This window comes from Frankia sp. R82, assembly GCF_023716925.1.
Taxonomy (GTDB): domain Bacteria; phylum Actinomycetota; class Actinomycetes; order Frankiales; family Frankiaceae; genus Frankia.
Genome location: NZ_JAMQQG010000001.1, coordinates 67215 through 83784 on the forward strand (window position 1 = coordinate 67215; position 16570 = coordinate 83784).

Here is a 16570-nt window from a genome sequence, read left to right on the forward strand (position 1 = left end):
TCAGACCGTGGTGGGACGGTAGAGCCGGGCGTAGGCGCCGCCGGCGGCGAGCAGGTCGTGGTGGGTGCCATGCTGCACGACCCGGCCGCGGTCGAGGACGTAGATGCGGTCGGCGTCGATCACCGTGGCCAGCCGGTGGGCGATGACCAGGCAGGTCCGTCCGACGGCGAGCCGGTCCAGGGCGGCGCGCACCGCCGCCTCGGAGACCGTGTCGAGTGCGGACGTGGCCTCGTCCAGCACCAGCACCTGCGGCGACTGCAGCAGGACCCGGGCGATGGCCAGCCGCTGACGCTCCCCGCCGGACAGCCGGTAGCCGCGGGCCCCCACCCGGGTTTCGAGCCCCTCGGGCAGCCGTTCGACCAGCGCGGACAGGTAGGCGGCGTCGAGGGCGGCCCGCAGCTCGTCGTCGGTGGCGTCGAGCCGGCCGTACCGCAGGTTCGCGGCGATCGTGTCGTGGAACAGGTGCGGATCCTGCGGGACCACGCCGACCTGCGCGTGCAGCCTGGACGGCGCGATGTCGTCGAGCCCGACCCCGCCGAGCCGCACGGATCCCCGCTGCGGCCGGTGCATCCCGCTGGCGAGATAGGCGATCGTCGTCTTGCCCGCCCCGCTGGCCCCGACCACCGCCGTCGTCGTCCCCGCCGCGACCCGCAACGTCACCCCGCGCAGGTCCCACCCGGCGTCCTCGACGGCTTCCGCCGCACTGTCGGCACCGTTCTCGGCACCGCTCTCGGCACCGCTCTCGCCGGTGGCCCGGTCGTAGGCGAACCACACGTCCTCCAACGCCAGCTCCAGTCCGAGCGCGGTACCGGACTCGTCCCGAGGATCACCGGCTACGACCGGCGCCGGTTCGCGGGGCACGGCCAGAGCCGGAGCCGGGGCCGGGTCGAAGCGGGCGCGGATCTCGTCTTCGGGGACGTCCAACAGGGCGAAGATGCGGCGGAAGGCGGCGCCGGCGCCGGCGAGCTCGGTACGCAGGTCGATCGCGGACGACAGCGGGCCGAACGACACCAGCAGGGCCCCGCCGAGCGCGGCGACCGTGCCCAGGGTGGTCCGCTCGGACGAGACCAGCCAGGCGCCGAGCGCCACGACCACCGTCATCGTCGCCACGATGCCGAGGTTGACCAGGAACCGGACCCGGGACGTCAGCCGGGCCTGGTCACGCGAAGCGACGATCAGCTCGGTGCCGGCAGCGTCGAACCAGGCCCGTTCGTGGTCGACCCGGTCGAACAGCCGCACGTGCAGCGCACCCGACACCGACGCGGTGTCGGCCAGGCGCGCCATCAGCACCCCGTCGAGTTCCCGCTGGTGGCGGGACAGCTCCGCGAGGCGCCGGCGCCCCGAGCGGACCAGCAGCAGCGTCGCCGGCGCGAACACCATGACGGCGAGGCTGAGCCGCCAGTCCAGCACGAACACGACGACCGTGCCGACCGCGATGTCCGCCACCCGGCAGATCACCGCCTGCACCGTCGCGGAGATCGCGTTCTGCGCGGCCAGGACGTCGTTCGTCATCACCGTCATGACCTCGCCCGGCTGGCTGCGCGGGAAGAAGCTGAACGGCAGCCGCTGCAGATGGGTGTTGACCGTCTGCCGGATCCGGACCGACACCACCCCGCCGAGCCGGGCGATCAGCGCCATCCGCGCCGAGAGCACCGCGGACTCGAACACCAGCAGCGCCCCCAGCAGTCCGATCGGCCCGGCAAGATCGCGGACGTGGCCGCGGGGCAACGACACGTCGATGAGATGGCGCAGGACGAACGGTCCCGCGGCGACCGCCACCGACCCGATCACCGACAGCACGACGAGCACGGCGATGACCGGCCCCTGATCGGCGAAGAACCGTTCGGCCCGGCCTGCCGCGCCCACCCCGGTCAGCCGAGCGAGCATCCGCGCGTGCAGCCGGGTCACCCCCACCAACCGAGCGCCCGCCGGGCCCGCCGGGCCCGCCGACTGCCCCGCCCCATCGGCCAGGTGCGACCCGGTCCCCGGATGACTGGCGCGGATCGGATGACTGGACCCTGACGTAAGGGTCGGCTGCTGCGAGGTCACCGGAACGAGGCTAGTTCCCACCGCCGCCACCCCATCAGCCCGGTCGGCGCCAGCCATCCCGCCCCCACTCCCACGACGCCCCGCAACCGACCCCAAGCAGGATCCGCCCACCCGGGCCGCCGCGGGCGGGCACATCGGACATGATCACCCCCGCAATGGCCCATGTGCAGCCCGCACACCCGCGACCTCCGAAAAGGGCATCGCAAATCGAGACCATGATCGACGGATGGCCCGGCGCGGCGCGGCGCGGCCCGGCGCGGCCCGCACAAGCCGATACAGATGACCCTCGGCACTCGAAAGGCAACCCACAGCACCGAATCGACGTTCCGTAACCATCGACCGGACGCACGTGCCGGCTCCGCGAACGGTCGCCGATGACCGAGCGGGCCACGGGTCCTTCTGTCGGGACGAAGCGGACAAAATTTCGCCCTGACCCCTACAGAAGGACCACAAAGATCGACACGCCCGAGCGCGTAGACGGGCATGTCGGGACATAAAGGGTAGTCACGAAGCGTCACGGTGAAGAAGGAGGTGGACGGTCAGTCGCGGTACCGCGGCGGGGGGTTGAGTGTCGATGCGTGGTTACCTTTCGCATCCTTGGGAACACCCTGTGCGCACGCCCATCGGGTGGGGTGACGCGACCGGACCCGCGCGTCCACCGCTGTGGCCGCACCTCGCCGGAACCGCCACAGGTCTGCCGGCCGCATACACATCCGCAGGCCCGCAGGCCCGCAGGCCCGCCGATCCGCAGGTCCGCAGGTCCGCAGGTCCGCAGGTCCGCCGGCATCGCACGCGACCCACCCGGCCGGGGCCCGCCGAGGCGGGCCCGAAGAGGGGGAAACGATGAGTTGGTCCCACACGTCCCGACGATGCGCCACCCGCGCGTTCGTCCTGTCCGCGACCCTCACGGCCGCACTGGCCACACCCGGACTGATGGACGCGGCCATTGGCGCCACCGTGTTCCCGACCGTGCCCCCCGGCGCATCCTCGGACGTGTCCTCGGCGCCGGCACCCGGTTCCGGCACGAGCCAGACCTCCACCGATGCCCCCACCCCGGGTGGTACCGCCGACCCGGACGAGACCGCCAGCCCGACACAGAGCGCCAGCCCGACACAGAGCGCCAGCCCGGACGAGACCGCCAGCCCAGGTGGGCCTGCCAGCCCCGGGGCGTCCGGCGGAGCGGGTGCGGCCCCCGGTGGGGGCGCCACCGGCGCGGCCTGCCCGACCGTTGCGTCCACGTCCGGACCGCTGGGCACCTGGAAGCCGGTCGCCGAGCTGCCCGCCGCGGTCGCCGGACTTGCCAGCACCACCGGCTGCGACGGGAAGATCTACGCGATCGGCGGGCGCGCTCGGGCCTCGACGGCGGGCTCCCCCTCCACCGGCGCTCCCGGTGCCGGTGTCGCACCCGCGCCCACCGAATCCCCGACCCCGACCCCGACCTCCTCCTCGCCGAGCGGGACGGCCTCGCCAAGCCCGACGATCTCACCGAGCACCACGTCCTCGCCCACCACGACGGAATCGCCGGGCGCGGGTCCCGCCGGGCTTTCCGGCTCCGGACCGAGGATCATCCCCGGCGCGCTGACCGACGAGCCGGACGTCGGGTCGCTACCGAACGCGCCCGACAGTGATTCGGCCACAGACCCCGACCAGCCGGCCACCCCCGGCACACCGTCCAGCCCGAACGGAACACCCACCCGTAGCGGGACAGCCACCCCGAGCGGGACGGCCACCCCGAGCGGGACGGCCACCCCGGGTGCGACCGGCAGCGCCTCGCCGAGCGGCGCGGCCGGCGCCGGAGCCGGCGCTGGAGCAGCGGCCGGCGCCGCAGCGGCGGGTGCCCCGGTGGGCACCGTGTCGGTGTTCGATCCGGCGTCGGGTGACTGGTCGGCCGCGGCCGGGCTGCCGACCCCGCGTACGGACCTGACGGCCGTCACCGGGGCGGACGGGCGGATCTACGCGATCGGTGGGCAGGACGCGGACGGCCCGACGAACACCGTCGAGGTGTACCAGCCGACCAGCGACTCCTGGTCGGAGGCGACCGACCTGCCCGCCGCGATGGGCACGCCCCGGGGGGCCCGCGGTTCGGACGGACGGATCTACGTCCTGGACGGCGCGACGCTGGCGATCTACGACCCGGCCGCGAACGCCTGGTCGACCGCGCCGGCACCGCCGTCCGCGCTGGATGCCCCGGTTGTCGTCGCCCTGTCGGACGGACGGATCCTGGCTGCCGGCGGCTCCACCGACGGCACGTCCGTCCCGCGGGTGTCGTCGAAGGCGTACGTCTACACCCCCGGTACGGGCGGTGGTAGCGGCTCGTGGGCACAGGTCGCCAGCCTGCCCACACCGGTCACCCGGGCGACCGGCGCGACTGGTCCGGACGGGCGGGTCTACGTCGTCGGGGGACGCGGTTCGGGCGGCGCGGTCGCCGAGGCCGTGCAGATCTACTCGCCGGACCGGGACGCCTGGGCCGCCGGTCCCGCCGGTGAGGCGTCCGACCGGGTGGACGCTGCCGCCACGACCGGTGGCGACGGTGAGGTCTACGTCCTGGGCGGCACGTCCGGCACCGGCCGGCCCGAGGCCACCGTGTCGGCGCTGTCCGACTGAACCCGGACGATCATCCGACCAGTGGGTGCGGACGGTCGTCCAACCGGGCCCGGACGGTCGAGGCCGGCCCAGCCGCGCCGCGTCCGGCGCCTGCTCAGCGGTACCGGACGCGGTAGGCGATCCAGGCGGGGGCACCGGCGGCCAGCGGCAGCCAGAAGGACACCAGCCGGTAGGCGAGGGTGGACAGGGCCGCTGCCGCCGGCGGCACCCCGGCCAGGGCAAGGGTCCCGGTCAGGCCGGCTTCGACGAACCCGAGGCCACCCGGCGTGATCGGGATCATCGCCAGGACGCTGGCGGCGACATAGGCCAGCAGCACCAGGGACGGGCGGGGGTGCTGGCCGGCGCCGGCCAGGGCCGCGAGCAGCGCCAGGTAGTCCAGGGTCCACTTGCCGGCGGCGAAGAACAGGGCGGCCGGCAGGCGGCGACCGAGCGAGCGCAGCACCTCGTCGCGGCGGATCAGCAGCAGGTCGGGCAGATCCGGGTCGACCGGCCGGCGGGCCAGCCGCAGCACCCGGCCGAGCAGGCGGGCCAGCAGCCGCACCGCGGTCTCCGAACGGGCGAGCACCAGACCGATCACGACCAGCACGGCGAAGGCCACCCCGCCGAGCCAGGCCGCCGCGATCAGGCCGCGCGGCGCCGGCTGACCGAAGATCAGCGCCGGCAGCACGAACAACGGCAGCCCGAACACGATGCTGGTGGTCACCATGGAGATCGCGGTCAGGGCGAACCCGGCGGCGGCGGGATCGCACCCCGCCCGGCTCAGCATCCGGAACTGGACGGCACCGCCCACCGCGATCCCGCCGGGAAGGATCCGGCTGATGCTGTTCGAGGCGAGCTGCGACGTGATCGACAGAAACCAGCTCAGACCGTCGATGGCCAGCCGTTGCAGCTGCCAGACGCAGGCGAAGCTCGCGACCTCCCAGCCGACCATCGCCGGGTACCACCACGGCCGGAAGTTCCGCAGCCGGGGAAAGGCGGAGAAGACGGTGAGCAGCTGCGGGGCAAGCAGATAGATCGCCACCGCGGTGGCCGCGAGCGGCACCACCCGACCCGCGATCCGCCCCCAGGCCAGACCGCCCGGAACGACATCGGGACGGAACCGCCCCCCCGTCCCCAACCGGCGTGGCCGCGTTCCCCCGGTCTCGAAGGCGGTCGGCTCCGCGGTCGGCTCCGACCCGGCGGTCGGTTCCACGACCGGTTCCGACGGTGCGGTCAGTGCGGATGCGTCGTCGTCCACGTCGTCCAGATTGTCCGTCTTACGAGGTTTGTCCATGGAATTATCGGCGGAGTCGGCTGGCACTCGCTCCCTCCTCCGCCCCACCTGCGTCGGCGGACCTCATCCCGGGTCACCCTAGACGAGCGCTGCGTATGCCGGACCACCCCACCGCCAGCACCCCGAGCCCCTGCCCAACCTGGGCCGTGCGGTCGAACGGGCTGGACGCACGTCCCCGTCCGAACCGACTGGGCGGGCATCCCCCACCCAGGTCAGGCGGCCGGGCCGGGCAGGTTGTAGCTGGCGGCGAGGTCGGCGTCGCGGGCGGCGAGACGGCGGGCGAGATCGAGGATGACCTGGCACTGCTTGACCGACGCGTCGTCCTGCATGGTGCCGTCGACCATCACCGCGCCGGTGCCGTCACCCATGGTCTCGACGACCCGGCTGGCCCAGGCGACGTCCTTGGGCTCGGGGCTGAAGACCTTCTTGGCGATGTCGATCTGCACCGGGTGCAGCGACCAGGCGCCGACCGCGCCGAGCAGGAAGGCGTTGCGGAACTGGTCCTCGCAGGCCAGGGTGTCGGCAATGTCACCGAACGGGCCGTAGTACGGCATGATGCCGTGCGCCACGCAGGCGTCGACCATCCGGGCCAGGGTGTAGTGCCAGGGGTCCTGCTGGAAGGTGGCGCGCACGGCGGACGGGTCGTCCGGGGTGGGGTCCTGGCGGACCAGGTAGCCGGGGTGACCGCCGCCGACGCGGGTGGTCTTCATCCGCCGGTCGGCGGCGAGGTCGGCGGGGCCGAGTGACAGGCCCTGCATGCGGGGGCTCGCGGCGCAGATCTCCTCGACGTTGCTCACGCCGCGGGCGGTCTCGAGGATCGCGTGCACGAGGATCGGGCGGGTCAGGCCCGCCTGCGCCTCGAGCTGGGCGAGCAGCCGGTCGACGTAGTGGATGTCCTCGGCGCCCTGCACCTTCGGGAGCATGATCACGTCAAGCTTCGCGCCGATCGCGGGCACGAGGGTGAGCAGGTCGTCCAGGCCCCAGGGCGAGTCGATGCTGTTCACCCGGACCCAGAACTGGGTCTCGCCGAACTCCGTGCCACCCTCGATGATCTTGATGAGGCCCTCGCGGGCGGCCAGCTTGTTGTCGGCCTTGACGCCGTCCTCGAGGTTGCCGAGCAGCACATCCACCTTGGGGATGAGAGTCGGCAGCTTCGCGGCCATCTTGGCGTTGCTGGGATCGAAGAAGTGGATCACCCGGGACGGCCGCCACGGGATCTCGCGCACCGGGGCCGGCGCGCCCACGGCGAGCGGAGCGAAGAAGTCCTTGGCACTGCGCATGGGGAGTCTCCCGGAAGGGGCACCTGGCTGGCGGACCGAACCGTCGGGCGGACGGGGTCACCACCAGCGACCGGCACGACGCTCGACGACGAGGCACGTTACCAGCTCCCCGTTTCACCCGCCCCAAGTTAAATCACACACAGTAATGAGATTTGCCCACAGTGACGCCGCTCCGGGTGCACGGTCAGGGCAGGGTGAGCCCGGACGCGCAACCCCGCGCCGCAGACGCACTTCTGGTTTATTGAGGTCACCACTGCTCGGCCCGCGTCGGCTCGGCCACGTCGGCCCGGCGACTGCCAGCCCGACTGCCAGGAGGAGCGTTGGCCGACGACGGCAACCCGCAGGCCGGACGTCCACTGTCCGACCAGCCGAGCCTCCCCTCACGCGATCTTCCCCTGCGGGATCTCGTCGTGGTCGGGCTGGAGCAGGCCGTCGCCGCCCCGACGGCCACTCGCACGCTGGCCGACCTCGGCGCCCGGGTCATCAAGGTGGAGAACCCGCGCGGCGGCGACTTCGCCCGCGACTACGACAACGCGGTGCTCGGCGAGCTGGCCGCGCACTTCGTCTGGCTGAACCGGGGCAAGGAGTCGGTCGCGCTGAACTTCCGCGACCCGCGGGGAGCCGAGGCGCTGGAGCGGCTGTTCGCCCGGGCCGACATCGTGGTGCAGAACCTCGCGCCCGGCGCGGCCGCCCGCTACGGGTTCGCCGCCGAGCAGCTCGTCGAGCGCTTTCCCAGCATCGTCGCCGTCGACATCTCCGGCTACGGCGAGGGCGGCCCGCTGTCCCACAAGCGGGCCTATGACCTGCTGGTGCAGTCCGAGGGCGGCTCGTGCGCGATCACCGGAACGGAAGAGCACCGAGCCAAGCCCGGTATCCCCGTGGCCGACATCGGCGCCGGCATGTACACGGTGACCTCCGTACTCGCCGCGATCCACGCCCGCACGGCGACGGGGCGCGGCACGGCACTGTCGATCAGCCTGTTCGACACGGTGGTCGAGTGGATGAGTTACACCATGAACATCACCATGGGCACCGGCGTGCAGCAGATCCCCAACGGCGTGAGCTCCCCGGCCGTCTCCCCCTACGGGGCATATCCGACCGCGGACGGCTTCACCCTCGTGCTCGGCACCACCAACGACGGCGAATGGCAACGCCTGGCCCGCACGGTGCTGGGCCGCGACGACCTCGCCGACGACCCGGCGTTCGCGCACAACGACGACCGGGTCCGGCTGCGCCCCCGCCTCGACGAGGCCATCCGGGCCTGGACGACCACGGTCCCCATCGCCCAGGCCGAGAAGATCCTCGACGACGCGGCGATCGGCAACTCCCGGCTCAACAGCGTCCAGGAGGTCATCGACCATCCGCACCTGGCCGCCCGGGACCGCTGGCGCGAGGTCGCCACCCCGGCCGGCCCGTGGCGCGCCCCGCTACCGCCGCCGATCACCCCCGACTGGGCGCTGCCGATGGGCCCGGTGCCGGCGCTCGGCGAGCACACCGAGGCCGTGCTGGCCGAGGTGGGCCTGACCGCCGACGACATCGCCCAGCTGCGCGCCGACCGCGTGATCTGAAGGTCCGAAGGGCTGAAGGGAAAACCGATGAAGATCGACGCTGTACTGGGCTCCGACATCGACGTCACGGCGACCGCCGCCCGCCACGCCGAGGCCGCCGGGTACGCGGGCGCGTGGGTGGGCGACACCAACCACGATCCGTTCCTGCAGATCCTGCAGGCGGCCCAGGCCACCACGGACATCACGGTGGGCACGGCCGTCGCGATCGCCTTCGCCCGCAGCCCGATGACGACCGCCACCTCCGCCTACGACCTGGCCCGCTACGCGCAGGGACGGTTCGTGCTCGGCCTCGGCTCGCAGGTCAAGTCGCACATCGAGCGCCGGTTCTCGATGACCTGGTCGAGCCCGGCGGCCCGGATGCGTGAGTACGTGCTGGCCCTCAAGGCCATCTGGGCGTCCTGGCAGGACGGCACGAAGCTCGACTTCCAGGGCGAGTTCTACTCCCACACCCTGATGACGCCGTTCTTCGCCCCCGAGCCGCATCCCGCCGGGCCGCCGCCGGTGTACGTCGCCGGGGTCAACGTGGCGATGACCGAGGCCGCCGGTGAGGTCGCCGACGGCTTCATCCTCCACCCCTTCACCACCCGCCGTTACCTTGACGAGGTGACCCTGCCGGCGCTGCGCCGCGGCCGGGCCAAGCAGGGCGGCACCCTCGACGACTTCGTCATCAACGGCCCGATGTTCGTCGCCGTCGGACGCACCGAGGAGGAACTCGCCGCCGCCATCGCCGGCACCCGGGCGCGCATCGCCTTCTACGGTTCGACCCCCGCCTACCGTCCCGTGCTGGACCTGCACGGCTGGGGTGACCTGCAGCCCGAGCTCACCCGGCTGACGAAGGAAGGCCGCTGGGGCGAGCTCGGCTCGCTCATCACCGACGACATCCTGCACGCCTTCGCCGTCGTCGGCACCCCCGCCGAGGTCGGCCCCGCCCTGTACGCGAAGGTCGGCGACGTCCTCGCCCGGACCTCCTTCTACACCCCCTACGACGCCGAGCCGGGCCTGCTCACCGACCTCCTCGCCCACGTCCGGCCCTCGGCCGCCTGAGCGATCAGGCCACCGGCCTGGCCCCACCGTGACCTGGCCCCACCGTGACCTGGCCGCGCAGCCACCCGACCGCGCCGCCGGCCGGCCCTCGGCGAGGGACCGCAGGCGGCGCCGTCAGGGGTGATCCGCGGGCGGACCGTGCACGGGCGGACCGTCAGAGCGGACCGTCAGAACAGCGGCGGGGCGTCCGGGGCGGGGGCCAGGTCGATGCGGGGGTGGTCGGCGGGCAGGCCCTCGAAGCGCGGGGGGCGACGTTCGCGAAAGGATGCGACGCCCTCGCGGTAGTCGGGCCTGCCACGGGCAACGTCCAGGATGGTGTTCGCGGCCAGCCGGGACTGCTCGATGCTCGCCGCGTCATCGCCGGCCAGCTGCTGCTTGACCTGGGCGACCGCCCACGGCGAGCAGTTGCGGGCCACGTCCCGGGCCCAGTCCAAGGCCGCGGGCAGCAGCTCGTCGGGTTCGACGAGCCGGTTCGCGAGCCCCATCCGGACGGCCTCGTCGCCACGCACGACCCGGCCGGAGAACAGCAGGTCGGCGGCGTGCCCGGCACCGACGAGCCGGGGCAGCAGCCAGGTGACCGCATCCTCGGCGATCAGTCCCCGGCGGGTGAACGACGTCGTCCACTTCGACCGGGCGGTGGTGAACCGCAGGTCGGCCATGAGGGCCTGGACGAACCCGACCCCGGCGCACGCCCCGTCGACGGCGGCGATGATCGGCTTGGGCACCGTGCGCGGAGTCGTCGCCGAGGGACGCACCGGGCGGACGAAACTCGGGTCGGTCGTCGCCCGGCGCAGCACCTCCATGTCCATCCCGGCGCAGAACGCCTCGCCGGCGCCGGTCAGCACGATCACCCGGACAGCGGGATCGGCCACGGCCTCGTCCAACAGGGCGACGTAACGCAGCTCCATGTCGTACGCCCAGGTGTTGCGCCGTCCCGGCCGGTTGAGGGTGAGCAGCAGCACCCCGTCGTCGTCCAGCTCGCGCAGGACCGTGTCCTCGGCCGCCAGCCCGCTCAGGGCCACCGGCGAGGACGCCGTGGCCCGGGCTGCTACTGCTGCAGTCGGCGGGTCTTCCACGGCGGCTAGGCCGACACCGCGGCGGCGGCGGTGCCGGTGATGACCTGAACGCCGTCGCCGTTGACGGTGACGACATCGAGCTCGACGATCCGGCGGCCGGCGGACTCGGTGATGCCGGTCACCGTCACCGTGGCGACGAGCCGGTCACCGGGCCAGACCTGGCTGCGAAACCGCACGCCGTAGCGCAACAGGTCGCCGTCACCGACGAAGTCGGTGACGGCCTTGCCGGTCATCCCCATCGTGAGCATGCCGTGGGCGAACACACCGGGGTAGCCGGCGGCCTCCCTGGCGTACACGTCGTCGGTGTGCAGCGGGTTGTAGTCGCCGGACGCACCGGCGTACATGACCAGCCGGGTCCGGGTGAGGTCCTCGGTCAGCACCGTCTCGACGGTGTCACCGACGGCGAGGTCACCGGCGGCGGCCGTGCGCGGGCTCACTGCGCCACCGCCGCGCTGCCCTCGGCCGACGGCGCACCGTTCGCGCCGCCCTCGGCCGGGGACTCGACGACCTTCGACGGGATGACGACGACGGAACGCGCCGTCACCACCAGCTCGCCGGTCGCATCCCGGAACTCGGTGATGGTCTCCCGGAACGTCAGTGAACCGCCACGCCGCCCGGCCTTCTCCCATTCCTTACCGGGAATCTGAACGGCGGTAAGCACATCACCGACCCGGACGGGACGGTGGTACTCGTAGCTCTGCTCGGCATGCAGGCTGCCGCCACCGGGGGTCGCCGGGATGGGCAGGCCCGACGGGGTTCGGCCGGAGCCACGCCACGGTTCGCCGTACTTCGGGCGCAGGTGGAACTCCGGGTCGAACTGGGCACCGGACTGCGTGAAGGTCGGCGGGGCGCCGGCCGTCCCGTCGCCGTAGGCGGAATCCGGATAGCCGACGGCCCGGGAGAACAGCAGGACCGCGCCGGCCTCCACCGGGAAGGTATAAGTGCTCACCGCACACCCACATCCATCGAAATCGAAAGAGAAGTGCTGGCTCAGCGGGCGTCGCGCAGCACGTTGCGTGCGATCACCAGCTGCTGGATCTGGCTCGTGCCCTCGTAGATGCGGAACAGCCGGGCGTCCCGGTAGAAGCGCTCCACCGGCACACCGCGCATGTACCCGCTGCCACCGTGGATCTGCACCGCGCGGTCGGCGATCCGACCCACCGCCTCGGAGGCGAAGTACTTCGCCGTGGACGGGCCGATCCGCCGGTCGCTGCCGTCGTCGAACGCGGCGGCGACCTCCTTCACCAGCGCCCGGGACGCGTGCAGGTCGGTCACCGAGTCCGCCAGCAGGCCCTGGATGAGCTGGTGTTCACCGATCACCTTGCCACCCTGCACCCGCTGGGCGGCGTACGCCACCGACTCGTCCACCAGGCGCTGCGACATACCGACGCACAGCGCGGCGATGTGGATGCGACCGTGGGCGAGGCACTTCATCGCCGTGGCGTAGCCGCGTCCCTCGCCCGCCGGGCCGCCGACCAGGGTGTCGCCGCTGACCCGCAGGTCGTCGAAGTAGACATCCGCGGTCCAGGCCCCGGCCTGGCCCATCTTCGGGTCCTTCGGCGCCACCCGCAGCCCCGGGGTGCCGCGCTCCACCATGAACGTGCTGATACCCCGGCCGCCCACCGAACCTTCCTCGGAACGGGCGAAGACCATGAAGACGTCGGCGTTCGGTGCGTTGGTGATGTAACGCTTCGAACCGTTGATGACCCAGTCGTCGCCGTCACGCCGGGCCGTGGTGGCAAGGCCCGCCGGGTCGGAACCCGCGCCCTCCTCGGTCAGCGCGAAGGACGCCACCCACTCACCCGAGGCGATCTTCGGCAGATAGGCCTTCTTCTGCTCCTCGGTGGCGCCTTCCAGCAGAACATGACCGGCGATTCCGTTGTTCGTCCCGAACATCGAACGGAAGGACGGCGTGGTGTAACCGAGCTCGAAGACCAGCCGCACCTCCTCGCTCATCGAAAGGCCAAGGCCGCCGTAGATCTCGGGAATAGCGAAACCAAAAAGACCCATGTCCGCGGCCGCCACACGAATCCGGTCCGGAATCGAGTCCTTCTCCTCGATCTCCGTCTCGGCGGGCACCACCTCGTCGCGCACAAAACGGCGTACCGAGGCTACGACCTCGTCGATGATCTCGCTGCTCACCCGACCGTCACCACCCGAATCCAGATCAGAATTTCTGCTGTTATGGCGTTATGGGCACCGCCGCTGCGCGCCACGGTCGAGGACTCCCCCGCGACGGTTCGATCCCGCAACAGACATGATCCGCAACAGACATAGTGAAAAACGCTTCAAATGGTAGGGGTGCCACCGCCCGGCCGCAACCGATCGTCCTGCGCCCGAGCTGCCCGGAAGGCACACCGGAAGGAGTTGGGCACGATCTGTCAACATCCGGGCGCGACCCGCGCGGGATGTGTGCCACGACACGGCGGTCGAAGACGTTCTCCGTCGGCCGGGAAACCCGGCTTCGATGTGTGTTGCCCGGATCGGGGGACCCATGTTAATAAGCTCGCTGTCGTCCCGTTCCGGGCGCGCGGCGGCGCCCGCCCGCGGCACTCGCCCGCGAGCGCCATGGCCAGGCGTGACGGCGTCCTGTCCGTCGGCGGTCACAACGCCGGGCGTGCGCACCCCCGGTTCCCTTACGGTCAGGGCGGGGACGACCGAGGGACGGCCCGGCCGCACCACCGCCGCCCCGCACCACCGCCGCCCCGCACCACCGCCGCCCGAGGTGGCGCCCCGCGACAGACGACGAGGAGCTGGACATGGGCAGGATCGCGCAGACCGACGGGCTCACCGACATCCAGGCCGACATCCTGGCGGCCGTGCGCACCTTCGTGGACAAGGAGATCCTGCCGAACGCGGGTGATCTCGAGCGCAAGGACGAGTACCCCGAAGAGATCATCAACGCGATGAAGGACATGGGGCTGTTCGGGATCACGATCCCTGAGGAGTACGGCGGTCTCGGCGAGTCGCTGCTCACCTACGCCCTGGTGGTCGAGGAGATCGCCCGCGGCTGGATGAGCGTCTCCGGTGTGATCAACACCCACTTCATCGTCGCCTACCTCGTCGCACAGCACGGCAGCGAGGAGCAGAAGGCCCGGCTGCTGCCGAAGATGGCCACCGGGGACGTCCGCGGCGCCTTCTCGATGAGCGAGCCCGGCTGCGGCTCCGACGTCGCCGCGATCACCACCCGCGCGACCCGCGACGGCGACGACTACGTCATCAACGGCCAGAAGATGTGGCTGACCAACGGGGCCCGCTCCAGCGTGGTCGCCACCCTGGTGAAGACCGACGAGGGCGCCGACTCGGTCTACAAGAACATGACCACGTTCCTGCTGGAGAAGGAGCCGGGCTTCGGCACCTCCGGCGGCATCTCCATCCCCGGCAAGCTCGAGAAGCTCGGCTACAAGGGCGTCGAGACCACCGAGATGATCCTCGACGGCCACCGCGTGCCCGCCTCGTCGATTCTCGGCGGCGCCGACCAGGCCGGGCGCGGCTTCTACCAGATGATGGACGGCGTCGAGGTCGGCCGGGTCAACGTCGCCGCCCGTGCCTGCGGCATCATGATCCGCGCCTTCGAGCTCGGGATCGCCTACGCCCAGCAGCGGCGCACCTTCGGCCACCAGATCGCCGACCACCAGGCCATCGCCTTCAAGCTCGCCGAGATGGCCACCAAGGTCGAGGCCGGCCACCTGATGATGGTCAACGCCGCCCGCAAGAAGGACTCGGGCCAGCGCAACGACGTCGAGGCCGGCATGGCGAAGTACCTGGCCAGCGAGTACTGCTTCGAGGTGACCACCGAGTCGTTCCGCATCCACGGCGGCTACGGCTACTCCAAGGAGTACGAGATCGAGCGCCTCTACCGCGAGGCCCCGTTCATGCTCATCGGCGAAGGCACGTCCGAGGTGCAGAAGCGCATCATCAGCCGCGCCCTGCTCAAGGACTACCGCCTCAACGGCTGACGCCCCACTCGCCGGCCGGCGTACGCCACGTCGGCCGGCGAGCCGCCGCATCGCCACTGACCACGACCCCATCATCACGAGATCGAGGCGACCCATGCAGTTCGGCCGGTACTACGAGGAGTTCGAGGTCGGCGCCGTCTACAAGCACTGGCCAGGCAAGACGGTCACCGAGTACGACGACCACCTGTTCTGTCTGATCACGATGAACCACCACCCGCTGCACCTCGATCTGAACTACGCCGAGAAGACCACTCAGTTCAAGCGGAACGTGGTCGTCGGCAACTACGTCTACTCGCTGCTGCTCGGGATGTCCGTCGCCGACGTTTCCGGGAAGGCGATCGCGAACCTCGAGGTCGAGTCCCTGCGCCACGTCGCACCGGTCTTCCACGGCGACACGATCTACGGCGAGTCGACCGTCCTGGACAAGGTCGAGTCGAAGTCCAAGGACGACCGCGGCATCGTCACCGTCGAGACCCGCGGCCACAACCAGGACGGCACCCTGGTCTGCATCTACCGCCGCAAGGTCATGGTCCCCAAGCGCGCCTACGGCGAGGCCCGCGGCGGCGAGCAGCCCGGCCGCCCCGAGCCCGCCGCCCCCACGTCCAAGTCCTGACCCAGTTCGGCATCGCCCCCAGCCCGGCACATCCTTCCACCGACAGGCCCGGCCGGACCTGACCAGGCCTGATCACGACCTGGTCAGGTCCGGATGTGGAGGGTTGTTCAAGGATTCATCCCCTGAATCCCCGAACAACCCTCCACATGTGCTCATCCGGCCCCGTTCACTCGGCGATGTGGACCATCACGTCGACGGCTTGCGCCAGACGGAGACGTGGTAGCCGCTCGAAGCGGTGAACGGCTCGCCGGCCCAGCCCGCCCACCGTTCGGCCAGCTCCAGCCCGGCGAGCCGGCCCATCAGGTCCAGCTCGCTCGGCCAGGCATACCGCAGGTCGACCGGATAGGTCCGCACCCCGTCCGGCCCGAGAACGATCCGCCGGTTACGGATCCGCTGAGCCACCGGGTCATGAACCGCCGCGCTCAGCTGCGTGGACTCGCCCACCAGACGCTCGGCCTGCACCCGCTGGCCGCGATCGTAAAGGGTGGGGTCGGGGACGAACGCCTCCAGCACGAACCGCCCGCCGGGCCGTAGCGCGGACGCCACCGAGGCGAAGCAGCGCACCTGGGCGTCCTGATCGGCGAGCATGAAGAACGTGTTGAACACGATGTAGACCAGGGAAAAGGACACGGCCGGAACCTCCAGCTCGGCGAAGTCACCGAGCTTCAGCTCGAGATCGGACGCGCCGGGTTTTTCCCGCAGCCTGGCCAGCATCCGCGGCGAGGCGTCGATCCCGATCACCTTTGCGCCCCGGGCGGCAAGCGGCAGGGCGACCCGGCCGGTCCCGACGCCGAGTTCCAGCACGGGCCCGGCGCCGGCTCTGGCAAACAGAAAATCGGCGGCGGTGGCACCAGTTCCGGGCGCACCCACCATCCGATCCGAGCTCGAGTAAATGTCGTCGTAGACCTCGGCGATCGTGTCGCCGTAAACATCTGGGGCCAGGAGCCTGTCACCGTCGCCAACGCTCACCATGGCGGCTTTCTACCAGGAGCGACCGACCCACCGCATCCCAATATTCGCGACACCGTTCCAGCCAGCCGGAACCGAAAACCGAGGTCGGCGCAGGCGTCCGCCCCACGACGGTTCCGCGGAACACCACCAGAC

At 71.5% G+C, this 16570-nt stretch carries 13 protein-coding genes; 5 read left to right on the forward strand and 8 right to left on the reverse strand.

The window, feature by feature from the left end:
* A complete protein-coding gene (locus ND747_RS00260; protein ID WP_251730948.1) occupies positions 1-1887 on the reverse strand; it encodes an ABC transporter ATP-binding protein in 1887 nt (628 codons plus the stop codon).
* A 1005-nt stretch (positions 1888-2892) separates the two neighbouring features.
* Here ND747_RS00260 and ND747_RS00265 point away from each other — a divergent pair.
* Positions 2893-4653, forward strand: coding sequence for a kelch repeat-containing protein (locus ND747_RS00265; RefSeq protein WP_251730848.1), 1761 nt, complete (start codon positions 2893-2895; stop codon positions 4651-4653).
* Between the two features lie 94 nt (positions 4654-4747).
* Here the strand turns inward: ND747_RS00265 and ND747_RS00270 are convergent, their stop codons facing one another.
* Complete coding sequence (locus ND747_RS00270; protein WP_251730849.1) at positions 4748-5926, reverse strand: flippase-like domain-containing protein; 1179 nt, start codon at positions 5924-5926, stop codon at positions 4748-4750.
* Positions 5927-6138: 212 nt separating this feature from the next.
* A complete protein-coding gene (locus tag ND747_RS00275) occupies positions 6139-7206 on the reverse strand; it encodes a CoA ester lyase (protein ID WP_251730850.1) in 1068 nt (355 codons plus the stop codon).
* 356 nt (positions 7207-7562) lie between these two features.
* On the opposite strand from ND747_RS00275, the gene ND747_RS00280 reads away from it, so the two are divergent.
* Both ND747_RS00280 and ND747_RS00285 read left to right on the forward strand, forming a co-directional pair.
* Positions 7563-8774, forward strand: a complete 1212-nt coding sequence (locus ND747_RS00280) for a CaiB/BaiF CoA-transferase family protein (protein WP_251730949.1) — start codon at positions 7563-7565, stop codon at positions 8772-8774.
* 27 nt (positions 8775-8801) lie between these two features.
* A complete protein-coding gene (locus ND747_RS00285) occupies positions 8802-9818 on the forward strand; it encodes a TIGR03617 family F420-dependent LLM class oxidoreductase (protein ID WP_251730851.1) in 1017 nt (338 codons plus the stop codon).
* A 167-nt stretch (positions 9819-9985) separates the two neighbouring features.
* On the opposite strand, the gene ND747_RS00290 is transcribed toward ND747_RS00285, so the two are convergent.
* The 4 genes from ND747_RS00290 to ND747_RS00305 are packed head-to-tail and all read right to left on the reverse strand — an operon-like array spanning position 9986 to position 13036.
* A complete protein-coding gene (locus ND747_RS00290) occupies positions 9986-10840 on the reverse strand; it encodes an enoyl-CoA hydratase-related protein (RefSeq protein ID WP_251730852.1) in 855 nt (284 codons plus the stop codon).
* Positions 10841-10899: 59 nt separating this feature from the next.
* On the reverse strand, positions 10900-11331 hold the full coding sequence (locus tag ND747_RS00295; protein WP_251730853.1) for a MaoC/PaaZ C-terminal domain-containing protein: 432 nt from the start codon (positions 11329-11331) through the stop codon (positions 10900-10902).
* Entirely contained in the window at positions 11328-11843 is a 516-nt protein-coding gene (locus ND747_RS00300; RefSeq protein ID WP_251730854.1) for a MaoC family dehydratase N-terminal domain-containing protein, read from the reverse strand. Before ND747_RS00300 ends, ND747_RS00295 begins: the two co-directional genes overlap by 4 nt.
* A gap of 41 nt (positions 11844-11884) precedes the next feature.
* Positions 11885-13036: an acyl-CoA dehydrogenase family protein gene (locus tag ND747_RS00305; RefSeq protein WP_251730855.1), complete on the reverse strand. Its 1152-nt coding sequence runs from the start codon at positions 13034-13036 to the stop codon at positions 11885-11887.
* Positions 13037-13653: 617 nt separating this feature from the next.
* Here ND747_RS00305 and ND747_RS00310 point away from each other — a divergent pair.
* Both ND747_RS00310 and ND747_RS00315 read left to right on the forward strand, forming a co-directional pair.
* The gene (locus ND747_RS00310) at positions 13654-14853 is read left to right on the forward strand and encodes an acyl-CoA dehydrogenase family protein (RefSeq protein WP_251730856.1); all 1200 of its coding nucleotides are present in this window, start codon (positions 13654-13656) and stop codon (positions 14851-14853) included.
* Positions 14854-14947: 94 nt separating this feature from the next.
* Positions 14948-15466 (forward strand): MaoC family dehydratase, encoded by a 519-nt coding sequence (locus ND747_RS00315; protein WP_251730857.1) that lies wholly within the window; start codon positions 14948-14950, stop codon positions 15464-15466.
* Between the two features lie 186 nt (positions 15467-15652).
* On the opposite strand, the gene ND747_RS00320 is transcribed toward ND747_RS00315, so the two are convergent.
* Entirely contained in the window at positions 15653-16438 is a 786-nt protein-coding gene (locus tag ND747_RS00320; protein ID WP_251730858.1) for a class I SAM-dependent methyltransferase, read from the reverse strand.
* Positions 16439-16570: the final 132 nt, after the last annotated feature.